28 protein-coding genes are annotated in these 24622 nt (G+C 69.2%); 7 read left to right on the plus strand and 21 right to left on the minus strand.

Going from position 1 to position 24622, the window contains the following annotated elements; all coding sequences use genetic code 11:
* Positions 1-3: 3 nt before the first annotated feature.
* Together Q333_RS0114210 and Q333_RS0114215 are read right to left on the minus strand one after the other, a co-directional pair.
* Positions 4-1374: an MmgE/PrpD family protein gene (locus Q333_RS0114210; RefSeq protein ID WP_029417910.1), complete on the minus strand. Its 1371-nt coding sequence runs from the start codon at positions 1372-1374 to the stop codon at positions 4-6.
* On the minus strand, positions 1371-2720 hold the full coding sequence (locus tag Q333_RS0114215; RefSeq protein ID WP_084176167.1) for an MmgE/PrpD family protein: 1350 nt from the start codon (positions 2718-2720) through the stop codon (positions 1371-1373). Before Q333_RS0114215 ends, Q333_RS0114210 begins: the two co-directional genes overlap by 4 nt.
* A gap of 56 nt (positions 2721-2776) precedes the next feature.
* On the opposite strand from Q333_RS0114215, the gene Q333_RS0114220 reads away from it, so the two are divergent.
* The gene (locus Q333_RS0114220) at positions 2777-4027 is read left to right on the plus strand and encodes an acetyl-CoA hydrolase/transferase family protein (protein ID WP_029417912.1); all 1251 of its coding nucleotides are present in this window, start codon (positions 2777-2779) and stop codon (positions 4025-4027) included.
* 8 nt (positions 4028-4035) lie between these two features.
* A complete protein-coding gene (locus Q333_RS0114225) occupies positions 4036-4749 on the plus strand; it encodes a GntR family transcriptional regulator (RefSeq protein ID WP_029417913.1) in 714 nt (237 codons plus the stop codon).
* Here Q333_RS0114225 and Q333_RS0114230 read toward each other — a convergent pair.
* From Q333_RS0114230 to Q333_RS0114270, 9 genes are read right to left on the minus strand one after another with little or no spacing between them, the layout of a single operon-like run.
* Positions 4746-5864 carry a CaiB/BaiF CoA transferase family protein gene (locus Q333_RS0114230; RefSeq protein ID WP_029417914.1) on the minus strand — a complete coding sequence of 373 codons (1119 nt, stop codon included), beginning with the start codon at positions 5862-5864 and terminating at the stop codon, positions 4746-4748. The two genes, Q333_RS0114225 and Q333_RS0114230, sit on opposite strands and share 4 nt — an antisense overlap.
* Positions 5861-7000 carry a CaiB/BaiF CoA transferase family protein gene (locus tag Q333_RS0114235; RefSeq protein WP_029417915.1) on the minus strand — a complete coding sequence of 380 codons (1140 nt, stop codon included), beginning with the start codon at positions 6998-7000 and terminating at the stop codon, positions 5861-5863. The genes Q333_RS0114230 and Q333_RS0114235 overlap by 4 nt, the downstream gene beginning before the upstream one ends.
* On the minus strand, positions 7000-8181 hold the full coding sequence (locus Q333_RS0114240) for an acyl-CoA dehydrogenase family protein (protein WP_029417916.1): 1182 nt from the start codon (positions 8179-8181) through the stop codon (positions 7000-7002). Before Q333_RS0114240 ends, Q333_RS0114235 begins: the two co-directional genes overlap by 1 nt.
* Before the next feature lies 1 nt (position 8182).
* A complete protein-coding gene (locus tag Q333_RS0114245) occupies positions 8183-8704 on the minus strand; it encodes a MaoC family dehydratase (protein ID WP_029417917.1) in 522 nt (173 codons plus the stop codon).
* A complete protein-coding gene (locus Q333_RS0114250; RefSeq protein WP_029417918.1) occupies positions 8705-9493 on the minus strand; it encodes an HpcH/HpaI aldolase/citrate lyase family protein in 789 nt (262 codons plus the stop codon).
* A gap of 50 nt (positions 9494-9543) precedes the next feature.
* Entirely contained in the window at positions 9544-10173 is a 630-nt protein-coding gene (locus Q333_RS0114255; protein WP_029417919.1) for a glutathione S-transferase family protein, read from the minus strand.
* Entirely contained in the window at positions 10170-11054 is an 885-nt protein-coding gene (locus Q333_RS0114260) for a polysaccharide deacetylase family protein (protein ID WP_029417920.1), read from the minus strand. The genes Q333_RS0114255 and Q333_RS0114260 overlap by 4 nt, the downstream gene beginning before the upstream one ends.
* Positions 11055-11879, minus strand: coding sequence for an SDR family NAD(P)-dependent oxidoreductase (locus Q333_RS0114265; protein WP_029417921.1), 825 nt, complete (start codon positions 11877-11879; stop codon positions 11055-11057).
* The gene (locus tag Q333_RS0114270; protein ID WP_029417922.1) at positions 11879-12190 is read right to left on the minus strand and encodes an REDY-like protein HapK; all 312 of its coding nucleotides are present in this window, start codon (positions 12188-12190) and stop codon (positions 11879-11881) included. The genes Q333_RS0114265 and Q333_RS0114270 overlap by 1 nt, the downstream gene beginning before the upstream one ends.
* Positions 12191-12279: 89 nt before the next feature.
* Here Q333_RS0114270 and Q333_RS0114275 point away from each other — a divergent pair, with 89 nt between their 5' ends.
* Genes Q333_RS0114275 through Q333_RS0114285 form a run of 3 tightly spaced genes read left to right on the plus strand, consistent with a single transcriptional unit; the run spans position 12280 to position 14361 of the window.
* Entirely contained in the window at positions 12280-13509 is a 1230-nt protein-coding gene (locus tag Q333_RS0114275) for a class I SAM-dependent methyltransferase (protein ID WP_051651350.1), read from the plus strand.
* Positions 13506-13868: a hypothetical protein gene (locus Q333_RS0114280; RefSeq protein ID WP_029417924.1), complete on the plus strand. Its 363-nt coding sequence runs from the start codon at positions 13506-13508 to the stop codon at positions 13866-13868. The genes Q333_RS0114275 and Q333_RS0114280 overlap by 4 nt, the downstream gene beginning before the upstream one ends.
* 1 nt (position 13869) lies before the next feature.
* Positions 13870-14361, plus strand: a complete 492-nt coding sequence (locus Q333_RS0114285) for a VOC family protein (RefSeq protein ID WP_029417925.1) — start codon at positions 13870-13872, stop codon at positions 14359-14361.
* Between the two features lie 3 nt (positions 14362-14364).
* Here the strand turns inward: Q333_RS0114285 and Q333_RS0114290 are convergent, their stop codons facing one another.
* Both Q333_RS0114290 and Q333_RS0114295 read right to left on the minus strand, forming a co-directional pair.
* Entirely contained in the window at positions 14365-15729 is a 1365-nt protein-coding gene (locus Q333_RS0114290) for a PleD family two-component system response regulator (protein ID WP_029417926.1), read from the minus strand.
* 3 nt (positions 15730-15732) lie between these two features.
* Positions 15733-16116: a response regulator gene (locus Q333_RS0114295; RefSeq protein WP_029417927.1), complete on the minus strand. Its 384-nt coding sequence runs from the start codon at positions 16114-16116 to the stop codon at positions 15733-15735.
* Positions 16117-16254: 138 nt separating this feature from the next.
* Between Q333_RS0114295 and Q333_RS0114300 the strand changes: the two genes are divergently transcribed.
* Positions 16255-17508 carry a DNA polymerase IV gene (locus Q333_RS0114300; protein ID WP_029417928.1) on the plus strand — a complete coding sequence of 418 codons (1254 nt, stop codon included), beginning with the start codon at positions 16255-16257 and terminating at the stop codon, positions 17506-17508.
* 23 nt (positions 17509-17531) lie between these two features.
* Complete coding sequence (locus tag Q333_RS0114305) at positions 17532-18269, plus strand: polysaccharide deacetylase family protein (RefSeq protein ID WP_029417929.1); 738 nt, start codon at positions 17532-17534, stop codon at positions 18267-18269.
* Between the two features lie 2 nt (positions 18270-18271).
* Here Q333_RS0114305 and Q333_RS0114310 read toward each other — a convergent pair whose 3' ends face one another.
* The 8 genes from Q333_RS0114310 to Q333_RS0114345 all read right to left on the minus strand — a co-directional run bounded on the left by Q333_RS0114310 (position 18272) and on the right by Q333_RS0114345 (position 24568).
* A complete protein-coding gene (locus Q333_RS0114310; RefSeq protein ID WP_029417930.1) occupies positions 18272-18709 on the minus strand; it encodes an HIT family protein in 438 nt (145 codons plus the stop codon).
* A gap of 8 nt (positions 18710-18717) precedes the next feature.
* On the minus strand, positions 18718-20628 hold the full coding sequence (dxs, locus tag Q333_RS0114315) for a 1-deoxy-D-xylulose-5-phosphate synthase (protein ID WP_029417931.1): 1911 nt from the start codon (positions 20626-20628) through the stop codon (positions 18718-18720).
* A 65-nt stretch (positions 20629-20693) separates the two neighbouring features.
* The gene (locus Q333_RS0114320) at positions 20694-21599 is read right to left on the minus strand and encodes a polyprenyl synthetase family protein (RefSeq protein WP_029417932.1); all 906 of its coding nucleotides are present in this window, start codon (positions 21597-21599) and stop codon (positions 20694-20696) included.
* Positions 21599-21949, minus strand: a complete 351-nt coding sequence (locus Q333_RS0114325) for a tRNA-binding protein (protein WP_029417933.1) — start codon at positions 21947-21949, stop codon at positions 21599-21601. The genes Q333_RS0114320 and Q333_RS0114325 overlap by 1 nt, the downstream gene beginning before the upstream one ends.
* Positions 21949-22197 (minus strand): exodeoxyribonuclease VII small subunit, encoded by a 249-nt coding sequence (locus Q333_RS0114330; RefSeq protein WP_029417934.1) that lies wholly within the window; start codon positions 22195-22197, stop codon positions 21949-21951. Before Q333_RS0114330 ends, Q333_RS0114325 begins: the two co-directional genes overlap by 1 nt.
* Before the next feature lie 94 nt (positions 22198-22291).
* A complete protein-coding gene (locus tag Q333_RS0114335; RefSeq protein WP_029417935.1) occupies positions 22292-22780 on the minus strand; it encodes a GNAT family N-acetyltransferase in 489 nt (162 codons plus the stop codon).
* Positions 22781-22952: 172 nt separating this feature from the next.
* On the minus strand, positions 22953-23591 hold the full coding sequence (locus tag Q333_RS0114340) for a histidine phosphatase family protein (protein WP_029417936.1): 639 nt from the start codon (positions 23589-23591) through the stop codon (positions 22953-22955).
* Positions 23592-23647: 56 nt separating this feature from the next.
* Positions 23648-24568 carry a histone deacetylase family protein gene (locus tag Q333_RS0114345; RefSeq protein ID WP_029417937.1) on the minus strand — a complete coding sequence of 307 codons (921 nt, stop codon included), beginning with the start codon at positions 24566-24568 and terminating at the stop codon, positions 23648-23650.
* Positions 24569-24622 lie beyond the last annotated feature (54 nt).

Here is a 24622-nt window from a genome sequence, read left to right on the forward strand (position 1 = left end):
AGGTCATTGGGGGCTGGCTCCGAGGAGGGAGAGGATCGAAGAGGCGTCGGCCAGGGTCTCGAACCCGTCGATGGCCTCGGCGACGGCGGCGGCGTTGGCGCCGAGGCCCGCGAAGTCGAGGCAGGCGGCCTGTTTGGCCAGGTGCTGTTCGCGGGTCAGGGGCTGGGCGGGCGAGCCGAGCTGGGCGGTGACGGTGTGGGTCAGGACACGTCCGTCGATGGTGGTCACGGTCAGGGTGGCGGGGGTGAAGGCGGCGGGGTCGGGATTGTCGTCGGCCTCGACGCGGATGCGCTCGGCGAGGGTCAGCAACGTCGGATCGGCGAGGCGCTCGGGCGTGAAATCGGCGAGGCCCACCGTCCCGCGCGTCAGGACGACGGCCCCGAGCCACGGCAGGCACAGCCGCGCCCAGGCCGGGGCCATGTCGGCGGTGGGCTTGCGGCCGACGAGGCGGTGGATCAGGGGTGGGGCGCGGTAGATCGCCTCGGACACGTCGGCGGCGGTCAGGCCGTGCTCGGCCATCAGGGTCTGCAGCGCGACGATGCCGCCGTGGGCCGCGCGGCCGGTCGGGAAGGGCTTCCAGCTGACCTCGGCGATGCGGAAGCCCGGCGCGGGATGGGTCAGGGGCGTCAGGTCGTGGGCGGTCTCGAACAGGGTCAGGTAGCCGAAGGGACCTTCGAGCGCGACCTCGGGTCCGGGCAGACCGACCTCGGCGAGGTCGACGGCCATGACGGCGGCGCGAGCGGCGTTGGCGATCTGGATCGGCAGGGCGGGCTTGCCCTCGGCATGGGCCTGCATGGTCCCCGAGGCGAATGCGAGCGCATAGCCGAAGGCGGAGACGCCCTGGTCGGGCGACAGGCGGCGGAGCGCGATCAGGGCGGCGACGCAGCCGAAGATACCCGCCGTCGCCGGGCGGAAGAACTTCAGCGGCGTGGTGGCGGAAAGGCCGAGGGAGGCGGCGACCTCGACGCCCGCGACCAGGGCGGTCAGCAGGGCCTCGCCGAAGACGGCGCGGCCTTCGGCGGCGGCGCGGTCGGTCTCCGACAGGATCACCGCCCCGACGGTCGCCATCGGGTGGACGACGGCCGGTTCGTGGACGCAGTCGAACTCCTGGGCGTGGATCTGGAAGGCGTTGACGAAGGCGGCCGAGGGCTGGGGCAGGCGCACGCCCGGCCGGCCGAGCACGCCGCAGGTGGTCCCCTCGCCCCAGCGACGGGCGGCGGCGAGCACATTGTCGGCGAGCGGCGCGCGCGCTCCGGCGGCCCCGACGCACAGGGTGTCGTGCAGGAAGGTCTTGGCGGCTGCGCGGGCCGCGGCGTCGATGTCGGCCCAGGTCAGGGCCAGGGCGCGTTCGGCCAGGGTGCGAGAGAGGGTCATGCGTCCCTCCCCGGCAAGGCGGCCGACAGGTCCGCGACGGTCGTCGTGACGCCCAGCCCGTCTACGGCGGCGATCAGGCGCTCGGCGGCATCCCGGCTCATGCCGCCCCAGGCCATGAGGGCGCGCGCCTTGTCGCGCACGGCCTCGGGCGAAAGGGGGTTCTCGGGATCGCCGAGCGCATCGAGCGCCTCGATGCGGTGTTCCACGCCGCCGACCGTCGCGATCAAGCGCGCCCCGAAGCGGGCGGGATAGGCGGCGGTCAGGTCGTCGGTGACCGCGACAGAGACGCGGGCGCGAAGGGCGGCGATCTCGGGGTCCGTGATGGCGCCGGGCTCGAAGCGTTCCAGCCCCGCGTCGCCGTGGATCAGGGCGACGGCGACGCTGTGCTGGAGTGAGAACTTGGCCTCGGAGACGGTGGTCGGGATGGGCTTGTCGCAGAACAGGACGCTGTCGCGGTAGGTCTCGACCCGGACCGCTTCGGGCAGGCCGCCGAACCGCGCGCGCAGGGCCAGCGCCGCGTCGATGGCGGGATGGGCGTGGCGGCAGGCGGCGTGGGGCTTGAAGCTGACCTCGTGGATCAACCAGCCGTCGGCGGGGGTGAGCACAGCTTCGGGATCGGCGTCGGGGGCCATGGCGGGGAACAGGCCCTGCTCGCCCTCCAGCACCCGGAGCGGACCGCGAAAGCCGTCGCGGGCGAGCAGAGCCGAGGCCACGCCGTTCGCGGCCGCCCGGCCGTCGTGCAGCGCCTTGACCGAGCCGGGCTCGTGCCGGGCGCGCCAAAGACCCGCGCCCTGCTGGCCCGCGAGGCCAAGCGCCCAGACTGTCCGTTCGCCGTCCAGCCTCATCAGGCTGGCCCCCGCCGCCGCCGCGCCGAAGCCGCCGAGCGTGCCGGTCGGATGGAAGAAGCGATAGTGCGACGCCCCTGCCGCGCGGCCGATGCGGATCATGGCCTCGTATCCGCGCACGATCGCGTGCAGCAGGGCATCGCCGTCGGTCACGCCAAGATGCTGGGCAAGCGCCAGGGCGGCGGGCATGACGACGGGACCGGGGTGCAGCAGGGCACGGCGGTCGACGTCGTCCATCTCCAGGATCGCGCCGGCCGGGCCGTTCGCCAGCGCCGCCGCCTCGGGGCCAACCCGGCCGCCGCCGACGATGCGGCAGGTGCCCTGACCTTCCGCTTCGGCCAAGGCCGCGACGCGCGCCACGTCCTCTTCCCCGGACCCCGCCACGGCGCAGCCGACCCAGTCCAGCAGATGCAGTCGAGCCCGCGCGCGGTCCTCGGCCGAGACCGGCCGGGCCAGCACGTCCGCCAGCCGTACGGTGATGGAGGACAAATGTCCGGACATATGCTGTTATCGCGTCCCCGGCCCTCGCCGGTCAAGCCGGAGCGCGCCCTCTGACCATGCCGACCACGATGACGATGGACGCCGCGATCGACGCGCTCAAGGCGGCAATGCCGGAGGGCGGCCGCGTCTTCATCCCCGGCTGCGCGGGAGAGCCTCTGGCGTTCGCGGCGGCGCTGGCTAGGCTGCCCGAGGCGGCGGCAGGGCTGACGTTCGAAGGCGTGTGGATCCCGGGCGTCAATCGTAGCGACTGGGCGGGGCTGCATGACGGTGCGCGGGCAGAGGCGATCTTCCTCGCCCCCGAGTGGCGCGACAGCTTCGCGGGCGGGCGACTGGCGTTTTCGCCCCTGACCTACACCCAGGTGTGGCGGCGACTGTCGGAGCGGGCCTTCGACGCCGGGGTGTTCACCGTCGCGCCGCCGGGCGCCGACGGCCTTTGCAGCCTGGGCGTCGCGGCGGACTTCAGCCCGGCGTTGTTCCAGCGGACGCGGTTCCGGATCGGCCTGATACACGCGGACATGCCTACGGTGCGCGATGGGCCTTTCGTGCCGCTCGACGCCTTCGACGTGGTGGTGGAGGTGAACACGCCCCTGCCCGGCTATGGCGCGGGCGCGATCGATCCGGTCAGCGCCGCCATCGCCGCCCGCGTAGCGGCGCTGATCCCGGAAGGCGCGACCGTGCAGACGGGCTTGGGTAAGATCGGGGTGGCGACGCTGGCGGCGCTCGGCGATCGGCGGGGGCTGCGCGTCCACTCCGGCATGGTCACCGACCCGCTGATCGACCTGCTGGACCGGGATGCGGTGGACGCGGTGACCACCGGCGTCGCGTTGGGTTCGTCCGACCTCCACGCCCGCGTGGCTGACGATCCGCGCGTGCGGTTCCGGCCGGTCGGGGAGACCCACGCCATATCGACGCTCGCGGCCATTCCGCGCTTCGTCGCCGTCAACTCCGCCATCGAGGTCGATCTGTTCGGCCAGGTCAACGCCGAGTGGATGGACGGGCGGCAGGTCTCGGGCGCGGGCGGGCTGATCGACTTTCTGCGCGGAGCCTGGGCGTCGGACGGCGGCCTGCCCGTTGTCGCCCTGCCCGCCTCGGCCAAGGGCGACACGCTCAGTCGCATCACGCCCCGCCTGTCCTGCCCGCCCAGCGTCGGACGGGGCGATCCGGTCGTGGTGGTGACGGAGCATGGCGTCGCCGACCTGCGCGGCTTGTCGATCGATGCGATGGCGCAGGCCCTGATCGCCGTCGCCTCGCCCGCGCACCGCGACCGGCTGGCCGACGACTGGTCCGCCATGCGCCGGGCGATGTAGGGAGAGCCATGGCCGCCCCCCGCTATCGCCAGCTCGCCGAGACCCTCCGCGCCGCCATTGCGCGCGGGGACTATGCGGTCGGGTCGCAGCTGCCGCCGGAGCTGGAGTTGGCCGAGACCCACGGGGTGTCGCGTCATACGGCGCGGGACGCCATCCGCCTCTTGACCGACGCTGGGCTGATCGCGCGGCGGCGGGGGGCCGGGACGACGGTGATCGCGGCGGCCAGTCCCTCGGCCTACGTCCAGCCGCTGGGCGGGGTCGAGGACCTGATGCAGTACGCCCAGACGGCGAAGCTGAAAGTACTGGCGCAGAAGGAGCGCCGCCTCACCTCGGACGAGGCCGCGCGGATCGGCGGCGACGTTGAGCGCACCTGGTTGGTCATAGACGGGCTACGGATCGCAGAAGCCCTGCCGCTCGCCCTGTCGCGGATCTATGTGCCCCAGCCGTTCACGGGGGTGGCGGGCGATCTTGGCGAGGGGCGGTCGGTGCATGCCTTGCTGGACGAACGGTTCGGCGTGGCGGCGGGACGGATCGATCAGGAGATCACGGCGGAGCTGCTGTCGGCTGGCGATGCCAAGGCCCTGAAGGCGGAGCCCGGCGGGGCGGCGTTGCGGACGCTGCGGCGTTATCACGGGGACGACGGCGCGCTCATCCTTGCGTCGGATTCGGTCCATCCAGGCGGGCGGTTCGTCTATGCGATGACGTATCGGCGGGAGGGCTAGGGCGCGCGCTTCGCCCTAATCCCCGCTCCGTGCTCGTCCAGCCGCGGCACGGTCGGGTCGATCACGGCAGGCTCCTCGCGAAACCGGATGGGCGTGCCGACGATCTCGTTTCCGTCGGCGTCGCGCGCCAGCATGCCGCGCGCCTGAAGCGCCGGATCGTCGAACGCGTCCTTCAGGGTGCGGACGGGGGCCCAGCAGACGTCCTTGTCGGCGAACCAGGTTTCCCATTCGGCGAGGGGGCGGATGACGAAGGTCTCGCGCAGAAACGCCCGTAGCGGCTCCTGCCCCGGTCCCGGCGGCCGTTCGGCGTAGGGGATCAGGTCCTCGCGCCCGAGCGGCGTCAGCAGGTTGCGCGCGAACTTCACCTCGGCCCCGCCGAGCGCCAGCCAGCGGTCGTCGGCGGTGCGATAGAGGCCGTACATGGCGTTGCCGCCCCAGGAGCGTTCGTTCTTGACGACATGGGGTTCGCCGGTGGCGAAGATCCGGCCCGTGACGTTGGGCGTCCAGGCGAGGACGCTGTCGAACATGGCCACGTCGAGGTAGTCCCCGTGACCCGTCTCGCGCTTCTTTAGCAGGGCCATCAGCACGCCGGACAGCGCCGTCAGCGACGCCAGCGCATCGGCCACCGGCATGGCGGGCATGGCGGGCAGGCCGTCCTGGCCCTCGTTCAACGAGACGACGCCGGCGAGCGCCTGGACCGCCACGTCGTGCGCGGGGCGGTCACGATACGGCCCGTCCTGTCCGAAGGCCGAGATGGCGCAATAGACGACGCCCGGATTGACGGCCCGGACCACATCGTAGTCCACGCCCAGCCGCTTTGCCACGCCCGGCCGGAAGGCCTCGACCATCACATCGGCCTCGGCTGCGAGTCCCATGAAAACAGCGTGATCCGCCGGGTCCTTCAGGTTCAGCTGAATGGAGCGCTTGCCGCGATGGGTGTTCCTGAACCAGACGCTTTCGCCGCCCTTGCGATAGCCGACATGGCGGGTGGGTTCGCCTTCCCCGACCGGCTCGACCTTGATCACCTCGGCGCCGTGGTCGGCCATCATCAGGGTCAGCATCGGCCCCGGCAGGAACAGGCTGAGGTCGAGGACCTTGACGCCCCGGAGCTTCACCGGCCCAGTACCCTGGCGGTCTGCTCGCCGAGCTTGGGCGCCCGCAAGCCGGGGGCCCGCTCGCCATCGATCTTCACCGGGCTGGCCAGCATGTGCAGGCCGCCGTCGCGGTCGGGATGATCGACCACGTCGCGCATGCCGACCTCGGCGACGAAGGGATTGGCGAGCGCCTCGGCGACATCGCGGACCGGCGCGAAGGGCACTTCGCCGCCGAGCAGTCCTAGCCATTCGTCGGTCGTGCGTGTCGAGGTGACGGCGTCCACCGCGTCACTTAGGGCCGCCAGGTTGGCCCGGCGGGACGGGATGTCGGCGAAGCGGCGGTCGGACTTCAGAGCATCGGCCCCGGCCAGCTCGCAGAACCGGTCCCAGAACTTGGGCGTCTGGCACATCAGCAGGCCCCAGCCATCGGCCGTTTTCACGAGCTGCGACGGCGCGATCGAGGGATGGGAGCCGCGCGGCAGGCGGCCCACGTCGTGGCCCTCGTTCATGGCCCAAACCGCCGGATAGCTGAGCTGATGGAGCGCCACGTCGAACAGGCTGACGTCCACGTCGCAGCCGACGCCGGTCTCGCGCGCCTTCAGGATGGCGCTGACGGTCGCCATGGCCCACATCGTCCCCGTCATGAAATCAACCATTGACAGACCGAAGCGCGTGGGCGGCGCGTCCGGCTCTCCGGTCAGGCTCATGAATCCGGCTTCGGCCTGCATGAGGTAGTCGTAGCCGGGCCAGGCCTCGCGGCTGTTGTTCCGCCCATAGGCCGACAGGTGGGCGCAGACGATCGACGGCTTGACCGCCTTCAGGCTGGGATAGTCGATCCGCATCTTCGCCGGCTGATCGCCGCGCAGATTGTTGACCACGGCGTCCGCGGACTGGACCAGGCGCTCGAAGTCGGCGCGGCCCTCCGGCGTCTTGATTTCCAGCGCCACCGACGACTTCGAGCGCGAGAAGGTCTGGAAGAACTGGCTGTCGCCCTCGCCCAGGAAGTAGGGCCCGGTCTGGCGCGACACGTCCCCGCCCAAGGACGGCGCCTCGATCTTGATGACCTCGGCCCCCAGCTCGGCCATCAGCATGGTGCCGTAGGGGCCGGCCCCGTACTGCTCGACCGCCAGGATGCGGACGCCGTCTAGAGGCCGCATCACACCTTGTTCCTCGCCACCAGCTGCTTGGCGATGATGATGCGCTGCATCTCGTTGGTTCCCTCGCCGATGCACATCAGGGGCGCGTCGCGGTACAGCCGCTCGATGACGTATTCCTTGGAGTAGCCATAGCCGCCGTGGATGCGCATGGCCTCGGTGGCGACCTCGACGGCCGTCTCGGAGGCGAAGTACTTCGCCATGCCCGCCTCCATGTCGATCCGCCCGCCGGCGTCGAAGGCGCGGGCCGCGTCCTCGACCAGCAGTTCGGCGGCGCGGGTTCGGGCCGCCATGTCGCCGAGCTTGAGCTGGATCGCCTGGTGCTCGGCGATGGGCTTGCCCATGGTCTTGCGGGTCTGGGCGTAGGCGACGCTTTCGCGCAGGGCCCGCTTGGCGATGCCGACCGAGCGGGCGGCGATGTTGACGCGGCCGATCTCCAGACCGCCGGTCGCCATGAAGAAGCCCTGCCCCTCCTCGCCGCCGACGAGGCTGAGCTCGGCGTCGCAGCGATAGCCGTCGAAGATGAACTCGCCGGAATCGATGCCCTTGTAGCCCAGCTTCTCCAGCTTCTTGCCGTTGGAGATGCCCGGCAGCGGCGCCTTGGTCTCCGGGTCGATCTTGGACACGATCAGCATCGACATGCCCTTGTAGCGCGGCTGCCCCTCCGGGTCGGTCTTGACCAGCAGGGCGCAGCAGTGGCCCTGGATGGCGTTGGAGATCCAGGTCTTGGTCCCAGTCACCACATAGTCGGAGCCGTCGCGCGTCGCGACCGTGCGAATGGCCTGAAGGTCGGTGCCCGCGTCCGGCTCGGTCAGGCCCAGGCCGCCGCGCATCTCCCCGGTGACGAACTTCGGCAGCCAGTAGTCCTTCTGCTTCTGCGTGCCGAAGCGCTGGACGACGGTCGCCATCATCAGGTGGGAGTTGAAGATGCCGGTCAGGCTCATCCACTCCTCGGCGATGCGCATGACAATCCGCGAATAGGTCGTCGCCGACAGACCCAGCCCGCCATACTCGGGATCGATGATGGCCCCGAACAGGCCCAGCTCGGCCATGTCGTCCACCAGGTCGGCGGGCCAGATGTCGCCGTGCTCCAGTTCCATGGCGACCGGGCGGACCTTCTGCTCGATCCACTTGTCGATGGCGTCCAGAATGGCGCGTTCGTCGGCGTCAGAGATGTTCGTCATTTCAGTAGTTTCCGACCCGGTCCTCGACCGCGTTGCCACGCGCCGGGATCAGCATGTTGCGCACGAAGGTGCAGACCTGAACGCCGTCCTGGTTCAGGCCGATGGTGCGGATGGTGACGATGCCCTGGCCGGGCCGCGACTGGCTCTCGCGCTTCTTCAGCACCTCGCTCTCGCCATAGATGGTGTCGCCGGCGAAGACGGGGGCGGTGAACTTGACCTCGTCCATGCCCAGGTTGGCGATGGCCTTCTGGCTGCAGTCGGTGACGCTCATGCCGATGAGCAGGGCGAGGGTGTAGGGGCTGACCACGATGTTGCGCTTGAACTCCGAGGCCTTGGCGAACTCGGCGTCGAAATGCATCGGGTGGGTGTTCATCGTCATCAGCGTGAACAGGTGATTGTCGTACTCCGTCACCGTCTTGCCGGGGCGGTGCTCATAGACGTCGCCGACGATGAAATCCTCGAAGTAGCGACCGAAGGTCTCGCGGTAGCGTTGCGGGCCAACTTCCTTGAATTGCTGCACCATTCAGGCGTCTCCGACGTGTTCGAGCGTGCGCCGGGCGGCGCGGATCAGAGGTTTCTCGATCAGCTTGCCGTCCAGCAGGGCGGCCCCGCCGCCGGCCGCCTCGAAGGCGTCGAGCACGCGCCGCGCGCGGGCGATCTCGGCCTCAGTCGGGGTGAAGACGGCGTGCACGGGACCGATCTGGGCGGGGTGGATGCAGGCCCGGCCGGTGAAGCCCATGGCCTTGATCCGATGAGTCGAGGCGATCAGGTCGGCCTCGTCGGCGATGTCGAGGTGGGGCACGTCCAGCAACTCGACCCCCGCCCGGGCGCAGGCGGCGGCGAGCACGCCTCGGGCGTGGAACAGGGGCTCCCACTCCATCGTGCAGCCCAGATCGGCGGCGTAGTCGGCCCCGCCGAACAGGACGCCCTGCACCCCCGGCGCGGCGGCGATGTCCCAGGCGGCGTGTAGCCCCTCCGCGCTCTCGACGATGGGCCAGAGCGGGGCGTCAATGGCGGCGCGGACGGCGGCGACATCGGCGGCCGAGGCGGCCTTGGGGATCATGACGAAGACCGGCCCGGCCACGTTCAGCGCGGCGAGGTCCGCCTCCCCGTCGGCCGTTCCTACCGCGTTGACACGAATTCCGAACCGGCCGTCCAGCGCCGAGATCGCGGCCGCTCGCCCGGCGTCCTTGCCGTCCGGCGGCACGGCGTCTTCCAGATCGATGCAGACGCCGTCGGCCCCGGCCCCGGCCGCCTTGTCGAAGCGGTCAGGCCGCGAACCGGGCACGAACAGGAGCGAGCGATAGGCCATGACGCCTCGGATCAAATGTCCGGACATTTAGTCGGAGTGCTGCCCGAAGGTCAATCCGCCCCGACCGCCATGCCTCTTTGGACGGCTGGGCGTCTGGCCGTCTCGGCATGCCAGCGCCTGAGCGCGGGATACGCCTCGAGCCAGCCGTCGAGCCGTTTCGCCGAGGTCGCCACCACCGGGAACAGCAGGCAGTCGACCACGCTGAACGCCTGCCCGCAGACCCATTCCCGCTCCGCCAGGCGCGCCTCGAACACGTCGAGCGATCGCCGCGCGCCGCCGGTCATGGTCTCGATCAGCCAGGGATCCGGCGTCGGGGCCAGCTGGGTGGCGAAGAACTGCATGGCGAAGGGCATGGCGACCGAGGAGGAGATGGCGGCGGCCCACATCATCTGCTCGGCGCGGATCGCGGGGTCATCGGAGACCAGACCGTTCGCCCCCTTCTCCGCGGCATACCAGGCGATGGCGAGCGTCTCGGCCAGCACCAACGGTCGTCCGCCTGGCCCGTCCGGATCGCGCATCACGGGGGCCTTGCCGAAGGGGTTGAGCGCCAGAAACTCCGGCGTGCGGTGCTCGCCCCTGGTCAGATCGATCATGGTCGCCCGATACGGCAGCCCCGCCTCCTCCAGCGCGATGTGGACCTTCTGGCCGTTGGCGGTCGGGACGGACCAGAGATCGATCATGCGGCGGGCGGCGGCACGGCGACGGCGAAGGCCTCGGCGATCTTGGCGCGGCTGGCAGTCCAGACGCCGGGTTTGCCCGCGATGTGCTCCAGGAAGCCGCGGAACGCGCCGATCCGCCCCGGCCGGCCGATGATGCGCAGATGCAGGCCCAGGCTCATCATCTTGGTCTCGCCGTCCATGGCCTCGGCGTGCATCTGGTCGAAGGTGTCGGTGGCGTATTGCAGCCAGTCCCGCGCCGTCAGCGCCGGGGCCAGCCAGAACTTCATGTCGTTGGAATCCAAGGCATAGGGCAGGATGACGATGGGTTTCGCGCCGTTCGCCGTCTCGACCACGTCCCAGAAGGGAAAGTCGTCGGAATAGTCGTCCATGTGATAGGCGAACCCCTCCTCGACCAGCAGCCGCCGCGTCGCCTCGGTGTGCAGATAGCGGCTCAGCCAGCCGGTCGGGGGCTTGCCGATCGTGCGCTCGATCGACTCCCAGCCCTTCCGGATGAAGTCCCGCTCCTTCTCCTCGTCCATCCAGAACTGGTGGGCCCAGCGCCAGCCGTGGCAGCAGACCTCGTCGCCCCGCGCGACGATCTTCGCCGCCAGCTCGGGCGCGCGTTCCAGCGCCAGCGCCGCCGCCGTCCAGGTGGCTTCGATGCGGTGTTCGTCCAGCAGCTTCAGGATGCGCGGCGCGCCGGCCTTGATGCCGTACTGATAGTTGGACTCATTGCCGTGCATCCGCATCGGCCGCTTGGGCACGGCCGAGAGCTCATCGACCGGTTCCGGCCCCTTGTCGCCGTCGCGGATGTTCTGCTCGGCCCCCTCCTCGACGTTGACGACGATGGACAGGGCCAGGCGATGACCGCCGGGCCAGGTGAAGTCAGCGGGCGCGGGCATTCAGTGGGGCTCCTCGCCGCCCGAGACGTTCAGGCTCTCGGCGGTGATGTACTTCGCCTCGTCCGAGCACAGGAAGGCGACCGCGTCGGCGGTGTCCTCGGGCAGGCCAGGGCGGCGCAGCGGGATGCGGTTGGCCATGGCCTTCAGGTAGTCGTCGACGGAAGCCGCCCCGACCACCTTGGCGAAATACTCGTTCTGCCAAGCGCCCAGGCCGGTGGTGACGTGGTTGGGGCAGACGTTGTTCAGCGTGATGCCATGCGGCCCCAGCTCGATGGCGGCGGACCGCGTCAGGCCCACCAGACCGTGCTTGGAGGCCGTATAGGCCTGAGCGTGCGGAAAGCCGGACTTGGCGGCCTGGGAGGCGATGTTGACGATCCGCCCGCCCCGACCCTGTCGGATCATCACCTCGGCCGCCGCCTGGATGCCATAGAAGCAGCCGGACAGATTGACGTCGATCACAGCGCGCCAGTCGTCGGGTGTCACCTCCATGAGCGGCTTCATGATGTAGCCGATGCCGGCGTTGTTGACCCAGACGTCCAACCCGCCGTGGGTCTCGACCGCATGCGCCGCGAGCGCCCTGACCTGAACCGGATCGCGCACGTCGCACACGCAGGTGGAGGCGCCGGGCAGCTCGGCCGCAATGGCTTCCATCTCCTCGGTCGCGCCGATCATCGTGCCCGGTGTGGCCGCATCCTGCGAAGCCCCGATGTCGGAGATGACGACCCGCGCCCCCTCCCCGGCCAGCTTCCGGGCGATGGCCTCGCCCAGGCCTTTGCGGCGGCCAGAGCCGGTGACCACCGCCACCTTGCCGTCGAAGCGCCCCATCAGAGGCTCTTGGTCACGAGGAAGGTCACGTCGACCATAGACTGGAACTCGCCGGCGATCTTCTGGGCCGCCGGGGTCGAGACCTCCTCGAAGAAGCGGCCCATGTCGTTGACGTCGATGGTCTCGACGTAGGCGTAAGGCGGCGCGGCGTCGGAGCCGAGCAACCCATCGACCTTGTGCACCTGGAAGTCGTCGACCGAGCCCATGGCGCGCACCGCCGCGATGTCGGTCGCCTTGGCCCAGGTTTCGTAGGCCGCCGGGTCCTGGCCCGGCTTCAGGTTGAAGAGGGCGAAGATTCGGGTGGCGGCCATGTGCGTCATCCTGGAAGCTGGAGGAACCCTCGACGGGTAAATGATATAATCCTATATCATTTGCGCGCGGCAAGCCCCGGAGGTCGATGATGGATGGTTCTCCCGATCTGAAGAACGCTGGCCCGGCCCAGTCCTATTCCGGTCCGCCGGACTATCGCGTGGTCGGTCGGCACGGCGTGTTCCCGGAAACCAGCCACGACGAGATCGCGCGCTTCAACTTCCTCGCCCACATGAACCGGCACCTCTCGACCAAGGTCATGCCGGCGGTGAAGACGGCCTGGGAGCGTCGCGCCGGCCCGGGCTTCGAAGCCCGGGAAGGCCGCGCGCCGAAGGACCGGCATGAAGTTCGGAAGGCTCTGCTGCAGGACCCCTACTACCAGGCCTGGTCGGCGCTGCGTCGCGCGACGATGGAACAGCGCCAGCAGGCCGGTCGCTGGATCGCCCTGCGCCAGGCCGAGACGCTGTCTGCCAAGGTTGACGCCCTGACCAAGTCCGGCGACCGGCTGGAGGTCCATCCGGCCCTGCCGATCCCGCGCTATGTCTCGGCGGTGGATCACCACTGCATGCCCGGCAGCTATCACCGCGAGATATTCCCTGGCGACGTCTCGGGCGCGGCCAACTACGACAGCGGCATCTTCGCCACGACCGGCGGTGCGCTGGGCCGGTTCTCGGACGGCGGCGGCCATGCGGTGGTGAAATGGGTCCGGAAGCACCTTCCGGACTTCCGGCCTCGCCGCATCCTCGATGTCGGCGCCAACCTGGGCCAGAACGTCCTGCCGATCGCGGAGGCGTTCCCGGACGCGGAGGTCATCGCGCTGGACGTCGGCGCGCCCATGCTGCGCTACGGCGCGGCGCGGGCGAAGACGATGGGCGTGGAGAATGTCCGCTTCGTTCAGGGCGACGGATCGGACCTTTCGCGTTGGGCCGACGGGTCGTTCGACTGGGTGCAGACGACCATGACCCTGCACGAACTGTCGCTGACCTCGATGAAGGCGATCTTCGCCGAGACCTTCCGCGTGCTGTCGCCCGACGGCATCGTGCTCCACGTCGAACAGCCGCAATACGCCGCCGACATGCCCCTGTTCGAGCAGGCCATGCGCGACTGGGACGCCTTCTACAACAACGAGCCCTTCTGGAGCACGATGCACGAGCTCGACATCGACGGCTTCATGATCGAGGCGGGCTTCAAGCGCGAGAACCTGATCCACGACGGCGTGACCGCGGTGGTCGACAAGGAGGTCTTCCCCGACGCGGCCGACGACGAGGGCGAGGACTATGGCAGAAAGGCCGCCTGGCACGTCGTGGGGGCACGCAAGTGAGCCTTGACCTCGCCCTCGCCCTGTCGTCCGCCAAACCGGCGGGCAAGCGGCCCTATTTCATGGACCCCCAGGTCGAGCGGGTCCTGAACATCCTGATGGCGACGGTGCAGGAACTGGCCGTCACGCGCGAGCGATTGGACACGGTCGAGCGGCTGCTGGAGACGAAGGGGATCGTCGGCCGCGCCGAGATCGAAGCGTTCGAGCCGACCAAGAACCAGGCGGCCGAGCGCGGCCTGTGGATGCAGGAGTATCTGACCCGCGTGCTGCGCACCCTCCAGCAAGAAGCCGAGGCGATGCAGACCAAGGACGACCTGGCCTCCGAAGAGGTCGCGGTCGAGGTGTCGAAGGCCGACGCCTGAGATGCCCGTTTCCAGCCTGATCCGCTCGGCGGTATTCTGTTCGGACCTTGAGCGGTCCACCGTCTTCTATCGCGCGCTGGGCCTCGACGCCGTCTACTTCGAGGGCGACCTCGATCCGGAGAGCTCGCAAGGCGCGCTTCAGGTTCCAGCGGGATCGACCCTGCGGTGTCGCATCCTCAAAAGGAGCGCCGACGCGGCCAATTTCGGCATGGTCGGCCTGTTCGAGCTGACGCCGGCCCCTGAGCCCCTCCCCGCCCCGGCAGGCCCGCCGCGGCTGGGCGAGACCGCGCTGGTCTTCTATGCCCAGCCCTTCATAGAGGTGCTGACGGCGGCGCGCGGCGCGGGAGCCACCTGGTCGCCGGACCCGATCACCTTCGTCATGCCCCACCGCAGCCAGATGGAGGTCTGCCTGCGCGACCCCGACGGTGTGTTGATCAACCTGATCGACCGCGACCCGGCCGAACAGTTCAAGACCGTGCCCGTCGGCGGTTAGGGCTCAAGCGGCGCGGACGACCACGCGGTCGCGCCCGGCGGCCTTGGCTTCATAGACGCCCTCGTCGGCGCGCTTCAGCAGGGCCTCGGGCGTGTCGCCGGCGCCCGTGCAGGCCGCCACGCCGATGGAGATGGTCACGGTCAGCAGCTCCCGCCCGCCCATGACGCGAAACGGCGTGGAGCCCACGTCGCGGCGAATGCGCTCGGCTATACGGCGGGCGTCCTCCATGTCGGTGCCCGGCATGACGACGACGAACTCCTCGCCGCCCAAGCGGCACGGCAGGTCGACGGCGCGGACGTTGGTCGCCAGCCGCACGGCGAACTCGCGCAGGACCTCGTCGCCGGCATCGTGGCCAAAGCCGTCGTTGACCGCCTTGAAGTGGTCGATGTCGAGCACCAGCACGGAGACCGGCTCGCCGCTCAGCGCCGAGCGGCTGACGAAGCCCTGCAGCTGGCCCGCCATGTACCGGCGATTGTGCAGCCCGGTGAGCGCGTCGGTGACAGCCATTTCCAGGCTGTAGTCCAGCTTTTCCCTCAGGAAGTCGGTGTAGCGTTTGCGCCTGACCTGGGTGCGGGCGCGAGCGGCCAGCTCCTCGGCATCGACCGGCTTGGTCAGAAGGTCGGTGACGCCCAGATCCAGCGCCTTGACCAGGCGCGGCCGGTCGGCCGGATCGACGACGGCGAGGATCGGCAGATGACGCGTGGTCTCAGCCGAGCGAACCTGGGCCACCAGACGCAGGCCGTCGAACTCCGAGGCCGCCACATTGACGATCAGCAGGTCGTTGGGGCCCTTGGCAGCCGCCAGACCCGCAACGGGGTCCGTCTCGACCGACGGGCGGTGCTCCTTGGACAGCACCTCGACCATCTTCTCGGCCTGGCGCGGATTGTCGTCGACGATCAGGATGCGGCCGCCCGAGCCCTTGAGGCGACCCGCCTTGTCGGCGCTGACGCCCATGCGTCGGCTGGACTCCTCGCGCTCGCGCAGTTCGTCCATGATGAGCTTGAGCCGTGTCAGCGACTTGACCCGGGCGAACAGGACCACGTCGTCGATCGGCTTGGTCACGAAGTCGTCGGCCCCGGCCTCCAGCCCCTTGATCCGGTCTTCGCGCCCGTCCAGCGCGGTGACCAGAACGACAGGAATGTGAGACGTGACGGGATCGGCCTTGATCCGGCGGCAGGTCTCGAACCCGTCCATCCCGGGCATCATGACGTCCAGCAGGATGATGTCGGGCTTCTCCTCGGCGGCGATGCGGATCGCCGTCGGCCCGTCGGACGCTGTGAGGACGTCGTAATATTCAATCGTCAGCTTGGCCTCTAGCAGGCGGACGTTGGCGTCCACGTCATCGACGACCAGAACGCGCGCGACCATCGGTCAACCCACCATCACGGGCTGATTGAGGTGCTTCTTCACCGTGTCGAGGAAATGCATCACCGAGATGGGCTTGGAGATGTAGGCCTCGCAGCCGCCCTGACGGATGCGCTCCTCGTCGCCCTTCATGGCGAAGGCCGTGACGGCGATGACCGGGATATGCGCCAGCTCCTCGTCGTCCTTCAGCCATTTGGTGACTTCCAGGCCACTGATTTCCGGCAGCTGGATGTCCATCAGGATCAGGTCGGGCATGTGCTGGCGCGCCAGGGCCATCGCCTGCAAGCCCTCGCGGGTCTGCAGGGTCTGATAGCCCTGGGAATCGAGCAGATCATGAAAGAGCTTCATGTTCAGCTCGTTATCCTCGACGATGAGGACTTTCTTGGACATCACCACCCGGAGTTCGGCGCGCGGCACGATAGGCCGACTTCGGTTCCGATCATGCCGATCCAGTCTTAAGTTGGCGTGAAGCCGGCGCGGACCCGCCGCGGGAACACCCGAGGTCCGCGGCCCCTGCCTTGGGAAGCGATGAAGAGCATCTGCCGCGAGTGTCTTTGGACGGGAGCTGAGGCCGTGGCGCGCTGCCCGGCGTGCGGATCGCCGCGCGTGGCGTCGGACCCGGAGCTGGACCAGTTGGCGATCGCCCACCTGGACTGCGACGCCTTCTATGCCTCGGTCGAGAAGCGCGACCGGCCGGAGCTGCGCGACAAGCCGGTGATCGTCGGCGGGGGCGTGCGGGGCGTGGTGACCACCGCCTGCTATATCGCGCGGCTGTATGGCGTCGGCTCGGCCATGCCGATGTTCAAGGCGCTGAAGGCCTGCCCGGACGCGGTCGTCATCAAGCCCAACTTCGCCAAGTACACCGAGGAGTCCCGGCGCATCTTTTCCATGGTGCGCGAGCTGACGCCGCTGGTGCAGACCCTGTCGCTGGACGAGGCCTGGATCGACCTGTCGGGCACCGAGCGGCTGAACGGAGGCCCGCCGGCGTTGCAGCTCATCCGTCTGCAGAGGCGGATCGAGGCCGAGACCGGGCTGACGGTGTCGATCGGCCTGGCCCCGAACCGCTTCCTCGCCAAGATCGCGTCGGAGCTGGACAAGCCGCGCGGCTTCTCGGTCATCGGCGCGGCGAACGCAAAAGCTCTGCTGGCGCCCAAGCCGGTGCGGGTGCTTCCCGGCGTAGGGCCGGTGTTCGGCAAGACGCTGGTGTCGGACGGCTACGCCACGGTCGGCGACCTGGCGGCGGCGGACGTGCGCGATCTGGTCAGGCGCTACGGCGAGACGGGCCTGCGCCTGCACGACCTCAGCCACGCGCGCGACGCCCGCTCGGTGAACCCCGAGCACGACCGGCGCGGCATGAGCGCGGAGAACACCTTCAACACCGACCTGACCACCGGCGAAGACCTGGAGGCCGAGCTGTGGCCGCTGTGCGAGAAGGTGGCGTCCAAGGCGCGGCGCGACGGCGTGGCCAGTCGGGTGATCGTGCTGAAGCTGCGACGCACGGACTTCAAGATCGTGACGCGCCGAAAGACCCTGCCCGAGCCGGTGCAGACCGCGCGCGCCCTGTTCGCCGTAGGGCGCGAGCTGCTGAAGCCGGAGCTGGGCCGCCCCTATCGTCTGATCGGCATCGGCATGGCCGACATCCACGACGCCGAGGACGCGCCGGAGGGCCTGTTCGCCTCGGCCGAAACGAAGGCGCTGAAGACCGAGACGACGATCGACGCGCTGAGGGCGAAATTCGGCGCGGGCGCCGTGGTGGCCGGGCGGGCGTTGAAGCGGCCTTAAGGCTCGACGGCTAGGGTGAGCTCATGTCCGCCTTCGTCGACAAGATGCGCCGCCGGGCCGGCCGCTGGCTGGATCAGAGGCCGATGCGCGTCGCGCCGGAGCGCGGCGTCTTCAGCCTGTCCTTCGATGACATCCCCGAGACCGCCTGGACCGAGGCCGGGCCGATCCTGGCCGAGCATGGGGTCAAGGCGACCTACTACGTCTGTGGCGGGCTGGAGAGCGGCGAGAACCTGGGCCTGCCCCAGTTCACGACGGCGCACCTTCAGGCCCTGTTCGAGGCGGGCCACGAGGTCGGCTGCCACACCTTCAGCCACCTGAGCGCGCTGCGCGCCACGCCCGGCGCCTACGCCGCCGATCTGGACCGCAACGCCTATTGGGTCGCCGAGCGGCTGGACGGCCATGTGATGACGACCTTCGCCTGGCCCTATGGCGATGTCTCCCTGACCGCCAAGGCGGTTGCGGCGGAGCGGTTCAAGCTGGCGCGCGGCGTTCGGGACGGGGTCAACGCCGGTCGTGCGGACCGGGCGGCGGCGCAGGCCATCGGGCTCGAGAGTCGACGGCTGCCGGGATACGACCTCGAAGCGCTCATGGCGGAAACAGCGAGGCGCCGAGGCTGGCTGATCGCCTATGGGCACGACGTGATGGATGGCCCGACGCCGTACGGCTGCACGCCCGAAGATCTGGACCGGGTGATCCGGCTGGCCAAGGCGGCGGGGCTCGACATCTTGCCGGTCGGACAGGCTCTGGCCCGGATGAACTGACCTCAGGCCAGAGCGGCGCTGATCTTAGCCGCCGTCGCCTTGAGCGCGTCAATGTCCGCCATGCCGCCCTGACCGTGACCCGTCAGCGGGCGGTCGGCCCAGCGCGGGATGACGTGGAAGTGCAGGTGAAACACGGTCTGGCCGCCCGCCTCGCCGTTGAACTGCATGATCGACACGCCGTCGCAGCCGAGCGCCTGAACGACGGCTTTGGCGACCCTCTGCGTCGCAGCGGCCAGTTGGGACAGCACCTCGGGTTCGACCTCCAGAAGGGTACGCGCGGTCGAGGTCTTCGAGATGATCAGGACGTGACCGTCGGACTGGGGAAACACGTCCATGAAGGCCAGGACGGCTTCGTCCTCAAACACCTTCACCGCCGGCAACTCGCTACGGATGATCTTGGCGAAGACGTTCGACGGGTCGTAGGGGGCGTGGAGCGTCATCCGGAAGCTCAGGCGCGCGCGGCGCCCCTCGCCTGCTCCACGCCCAGGGCCTTGAGCGCGGTAGCGGCGATGTGCTCGGCGTTCAGGCCGGCCTCGGCGTACTGGACGGCGGGCGCGTCCTGGTCCTGGAAGACGTCGGGCAGATGCATGGTGCGGACCTTGAGCCCTGCGTCCAGCGCCCCCTCGGACGCCAGGAACTGCAGCACGAAGGCACCGAAGCCGCCCATCGCGCCTTCCTCGATGGTCACCAGAGCCTCGTGCTCACGCGCCAGTCGGGTGATCAGGTCGTGGTCCAGCGGCTTGGCGAAGCGGGCGTCGGCGACCGTGGCCGAGACCCCGCGCGCGGCCAGCAGTTCGGCCGCCTTCAGCGTCTCCTGCAACCGCGTGCCGAAGCTGAGCAGGGCGACGGCCGTGCCCTCCTTGACGATCCGGCCCTTGCCGATCTCCAGCGGGGCGGCCAGCTCGGGAATCTCCACGCCCACGCCGTCGCCGCGCGGATAACGGAAGGCGGACGGGCGGTCGTCGATCTCGCAGGCCGTGGCGATCATGGCGGCCAGATCGGCCTCGTCGGCCGCTGCCATCAGCACCATTCCGGGCAAGGCCCCCATGTAGCCGATGTCGAACGATCCCGCGTGGGTGCAGCCGTCGGCACCCACCAGACCCGCCCGGTCCATGGCGAAGCGCACCGGCAGGGACTGGATCGCCACGTCGTGGACGACCTGGTCGTAACCGCGCTGGAGGAAGGTCGAATAGATGGCGCAGAACGGCTTCATGCCGTCCGCCGCCAGACCCGCCGCAAAGGTCACGGCGTGCTGCTCGGCGATGCCGACGTCGTAGGTGCGGCTGGGGAAGGCCTGGCCGAACAGGTCCAGACCCGTTCCCGAGGGCATGGCGGCGGTGATGGCGACGATTTTCGGATCGCGTTCGGCTCGCTTGATCAGCTCGGTTCCGAACACCTTGGTGTAGCTGGGCGCGTTGGAGACGGCCTTGGTCTGCTTGCCCGAGACCACGTCGAACTTGACCACGGCGTGCAGCTTGTCGGCGCTGGACTCGGCCGGGGCATAGCCCTTGCCCTTCTGGGTCACGACATGAACCACCACCGGGCGATCGGTGATGTTGGCCGCGTTCCTGAGGATCGGCACCAGGTTGTCGAGGTCGTGCCCGTCGACCGGCCCGATGTAGTAGAAGCCCAGCTCCTCGAAAAAGGTGCCGCCCGTGATCATGCCCCGGGCGTATTCCTCGGCCTTCCTCGCCGCCTCGCGGAAGGGGCGCGGCATGTGCTCGGCGACCTTTTTTCCGAACTGGCGGAAGTTCTGATAGGCGCCGCCCGAGACCTGCTTGGCCAGATAGGCGCTCATGCCGCCCACCGGCGGGGCTATCGACATGTCGTTGTCATTGAGGATGACGGTCAGTTGGCCGGTCGTCTCGGCCGCATTGTTCATCGCCTCATAGGCCATGCCGGCCGACATGGAGCCGTCGCCAATGACGGCCACGACCTTGTTCTTCTTCTTCTGCTGGTCACGGGCGGCAGCAAAGCCGAGCGCCGCCGAAATGGACGTCGAGGCGTGCGCCGCGCCGAACGGGTCGTATTCGCTCTCGGCCCGCTTGGTGAAGCCCGACAGGCCGCCGCCCTGGCGCAGGGTGCGGATGCGGTCGCGCCGCCCGGTCAGGATCTTGTGCGGATAGCACTGGTGCCCGACGTCCCAGATCAGGATGTCGTCTGGTGTATTGTAGACGTGGTGCAGCGCCACGGTCAGCTCGACCACGCCGAGACCAGCCCCCAGGTGCCCGCCCGTGACGGAGACGGCGTCGATCGTTTCGGCACGCAGTTCATCGGCCAACTGCTTCAGTTGGGCGATATCAAACCCGCGCGTGTCGGCGGGATACTGGACCTTGTCGAGAAGAGGCGTGTCGGGCATCGGGACGGAAGAGCCTTTGGTTTCTTGTCGATGGCGTCGGCTTTGATCGACCGACGTCCTCCCTGTCAGGACCGACGGTTTAGCACGAAGTCCACGCTCGCCTTGAGGTTTTCGGCGTCGACGCCGAACACGTCCAGATGGGCGCGGGCCTGATCGGCCAGGTGGGCGACGCGATGCCGCGCCTGATCGACGCCCAGAAGCGTCACGAAGTTGGTCTTGCCCTGGGCGGCGTCCTTCTGGGCCGCCTTGCCCAGTTCGGCCTCGTCTCCGTCGAAATCCAGCAGGTCGTCGACGATCTGATAGGCCAGGCCGATGTCGTGAGCGAAGTTCATCAGGGCTTGCTGATGCCGCTCCTCGGCCTTGGCGACGATCAGCGGGATCTCGAAAGCGTAGGTGAACAAGGCGCCGGTCTTCAGCCTCTGCATCCGGGCGACGCCGCCCAGGTCGTCGCGGACGCCCAGCAGGTCGATCATCTGACCGCCCGCCATGCCCCGCGCGCCGGACGCCAGCGACAGCCGGGCCGCGAGGGCGCAGCGGACCTCCGCGTCCTCATGGGTGTCGCGGTGCAGGATGATGTCGAAGGCGGCGGTCTGGAGCGCGTCGCCGGCGAGCACGGCGGTGGCCTCGTCATAGGCCTTGTGCAGTGTCGGCCGGCCCCGGCGCATGTCGTCGTCGTCCATGCAGGGCAGGTCGTCATGGACAAGGCTGTAGGCGTGGACGCACTCCAGGGCGCAGGCGGCGCGCAGCACCGGCCGTTCCTCGATGTCGAACAGCCGCGACGCCTCCATGGCGAAATAGGGCCGCAGCCGCTTGCCGGGCCCCAGCGCCGCATAGCGCATGGCCTCGGTCAGACGCGATTCCGGGCCGTCGGCGCGGGGCAGCAGTTCGTCGAGCGCGACGGTCACCATGTCGGCGACCTCGGCCACCCGCTCGGCGACGCTCTGCACAGGGGCGTTGGCGGCCAGTCGCATCAGAACAGTCTCCCCCCGATCGGCACGTCTCGATCCACGCCGACCAGAACCACTTCGCCGTCCTTGTCCGGAAAGCCGAGCGTCAGCACCTCGGACATGAAGGGGCCGATCTGGCGCGGCGGAAAGTTGACCACGGCGGCGACCTTGCGGCCGGTCAGCTGGTCGGTCGTGTAGTGGCGGGTGATCTGGGCCGAGGACCGCTTGACCCCAACGTCCGGCCCGAAGTCGATGGTCAGCTTGTAGGCGGGCTTCCTCGCTTCCGGAAACGGCTCGGCGCGCACGACCTCACCCACGCGCACGTCCACCTTCATGAAGTCGTCGAAGGCGATGCGCTCAGACAGGGCCGCCATCAGTTGAACTCGGCCGGTTCGAGACCCTTGGCGGCACCGTCCGCCCCGACCACGATCTTGTCGACCCGAAGCTGGGCGGTCTTGAGCCGCGCCTCGCAGTGCGCCTTCAGCCGCGCGCCCTCTTCATAAAGCGTGATCGACTCCTCCAGCGGCGCCTGGCCGGACTCCAGCCGCGAGACGATGGTCTCGAGCCGCGACAGGGCGTCTTCGAAGGAAAGGTCGGCGGGAACGGCGGAAGCGTCTGACATCGGAGCCGACCCTAGAGGGGCCTCGCTTTCGCTTCAACGGGGAAGCGCGAGTGAAGGGACGCCGACCGCAGCCGACGTCCCGACACCCTCAGCTTCAGCTGTCGAGCCGCTTCCAGAAGACCACCTTGTCTTCGCCGGCCTGGTAGAAGTCGTGGATCACAGCTTCCCGCCTGTAGTGGCGGCCGTCGTAGAAGGCCCGCGTGCGCTCGAACTCTGGCAGGCCCGAGGTCTCGACAAGCAGGACGCGTTGACCATCACTGGCCAGCGCTTGCTCGACGGCGTCGATGAGCCGGGCACCAAGACCCTGCCCCTGACGGTCCGAGCGGATCGCGATGAGAAGCAGGTTCCAGGTTCCCGCCGTCATGCGTTCCGGCGCGAAGTAGGCCACGCCAATGGGTTCGCCGTCGTCCAGCGTCAGCCAGCGATCAGCGGAACCGCTTTCTGTCAGGAAGGGCGTCGCCATGTCGTCGATCATCTCGCCCGGAAACAGGCCGGTGGAGTCGATGATCTGCCGAAGGGCCGGAAGATCGTCCGAGCGCGTTGCGCGCACGTACAGTGTTTCGCCTTGAGCGAAGTCTTTCATCGAATGTCTCTGAGTGATTGTGACAGCCAAATCCGCTCACCAGCGCGGCATCGCGTGGCGTTGCGGTGTCGAGCAGGCCGCAATCGCGGACCCTACTCAGTGGGCTGTGACAGTCTCGAACATAAAGTCTCCACTCGGGAGAGTGCACTGTGCGGCTCGACGGGGCAAGGCGTTAGACCGCCCGCTCGTAACGGCGCTGGCTCCAGTATTTGAAGCCCTGGTTGTGGACCAGCTTCCAGCCGTCGGCTTTCAGGCGACGTCCGACCATGTGGTTGAAGTAGCCGTGGGCGAGGACCAGCACGTCCTCTCCGGCCTCGGCCCGGGCGATCAGCAGCTGGGCGGCGCGTTCGGCGCGGGCCTCGGCCTCGCGGCGTGTTTCCTGTCCGTCGTGGTGGTCGAAGGCGTGCCACCAGAAGCGCGCGACGCCGCCCCAGTACTTGGGCGGCAGCTTGAACCAGCTGGGGAAGCGTGGCGGCGGCAGGGGGGCCTCGATGAATAAAACATCCGACACCACCGCCCGGCCGTTCGAGACGGCGACGGCGGTCTCCTGAGCGCGCTGACGGGTCGAGGCGAAGATGACGCCGGCCCCTTGGGCGGTGGCCAGCAGCTCCGGCGGCGGGGTCTGCCCCGCCAACAGCCCGCCCTGCTCATACTTGGCCCACCAGTCGCGGTACTGGTCCGACGTCAGATAACATTTGCGCGACAGGGCGGGTTCGCCATGCCGGGCGAGCGTGATCGTGCCGACCCGACCGGGCGTTACCGGCGCGCGCGGGGCGACCGGCTCGGGAACGGCCAGCTCGATGCGATCCATCTGGAGGGTGTCGGGGCTCATGATGCGAGGGGTTCGGCGGTGACGCCTGGCGTTCCTCAATCCTCCCCCAAAGCCCGCACATGGGCGGCGGCCGACCGGCCGAGCCCTTCGAGGTCGTAACCGCCCTCCAGCGAGGACACAACCTTGCCGCCGCATCGCCGCCGCGCGACCTCCAGCACCGCCCGCGTCGCCCAGGCGAAATCCTCGGCCTCAAGGCTCTGGTGGGCCAAGGGATCGCGGCGATGGGCGTCGAAACCGGCCGAGATCAGGATCAGATCGGGCTCGAAGGCATCGAGCGCGGGCATCAGGCCTCCAGCGAAAGTGGCGCGCCATGATTCGCGCGCGGCATGGGGTTCCACAGGTGCGTTGACGATATTGCCGACCCCGGTCTCGTGCGGCGCGCCCGTGCCGGGATAGAGCGGCATCTGGTGGATGGAGGCGAAGAACAGGCGGGCGTCGGCCTCGAACGCCGCTTGGGTGCCGTTGCCGTGATGGACGTCGAAATCGACCACGGCGACCTTTGGCATGCCGAGCGACTGAGCGACGCGGGCGGCCACGGCGACGGAGGAAAAAAGGCAGAATCCCATCGCCCGGTCCGGCTCGGCATGATGGCCGGGCGGCCGCACGGCGGCGAAGGCGCGCGTGGTCTCTCCGACGGACGCGGCTTTGACGGCATCAACGACGGCCCCCGCCGCCAACCGGGCCGCGCGGACGCTGCCGGGGGACAGGATGGTGTCGGCGTCCAGCTGCGCCAACCCGGTCTTCGGCGAAGCGCCAAGGATGCGGGCGACGTAGTCGGCGGGGTGCACGCGTTCCAGATCAGCGACCTCGGCCTCCGTGGCGGCGCGACGGTCCCGCGATAGACCTGCGTCGTCGAGCGCGGCCAGCACGGCGGCCAAGCGCTCCGGCCTTTCCGGGTGGCCGACGCCGGGGGCGTGCTCGGCCATATCAGGATGGGTGAACAGGGCGACGGACATGGCGGCGGACACTAGGCGGACTCGCCCCGCTTGTCGCCAGCCGGATCAACCCCT

It is taken from the genome of Brevundimonas bacteroides DSM 4726, assembly GCF_000701445.1.
GTDB lineage: Bacteria > Pseudomonadota > Alphaproteobacteria > Caulobacterales > Caulobacteraceae > Brevundimonas > Brevundimonas bacteroides.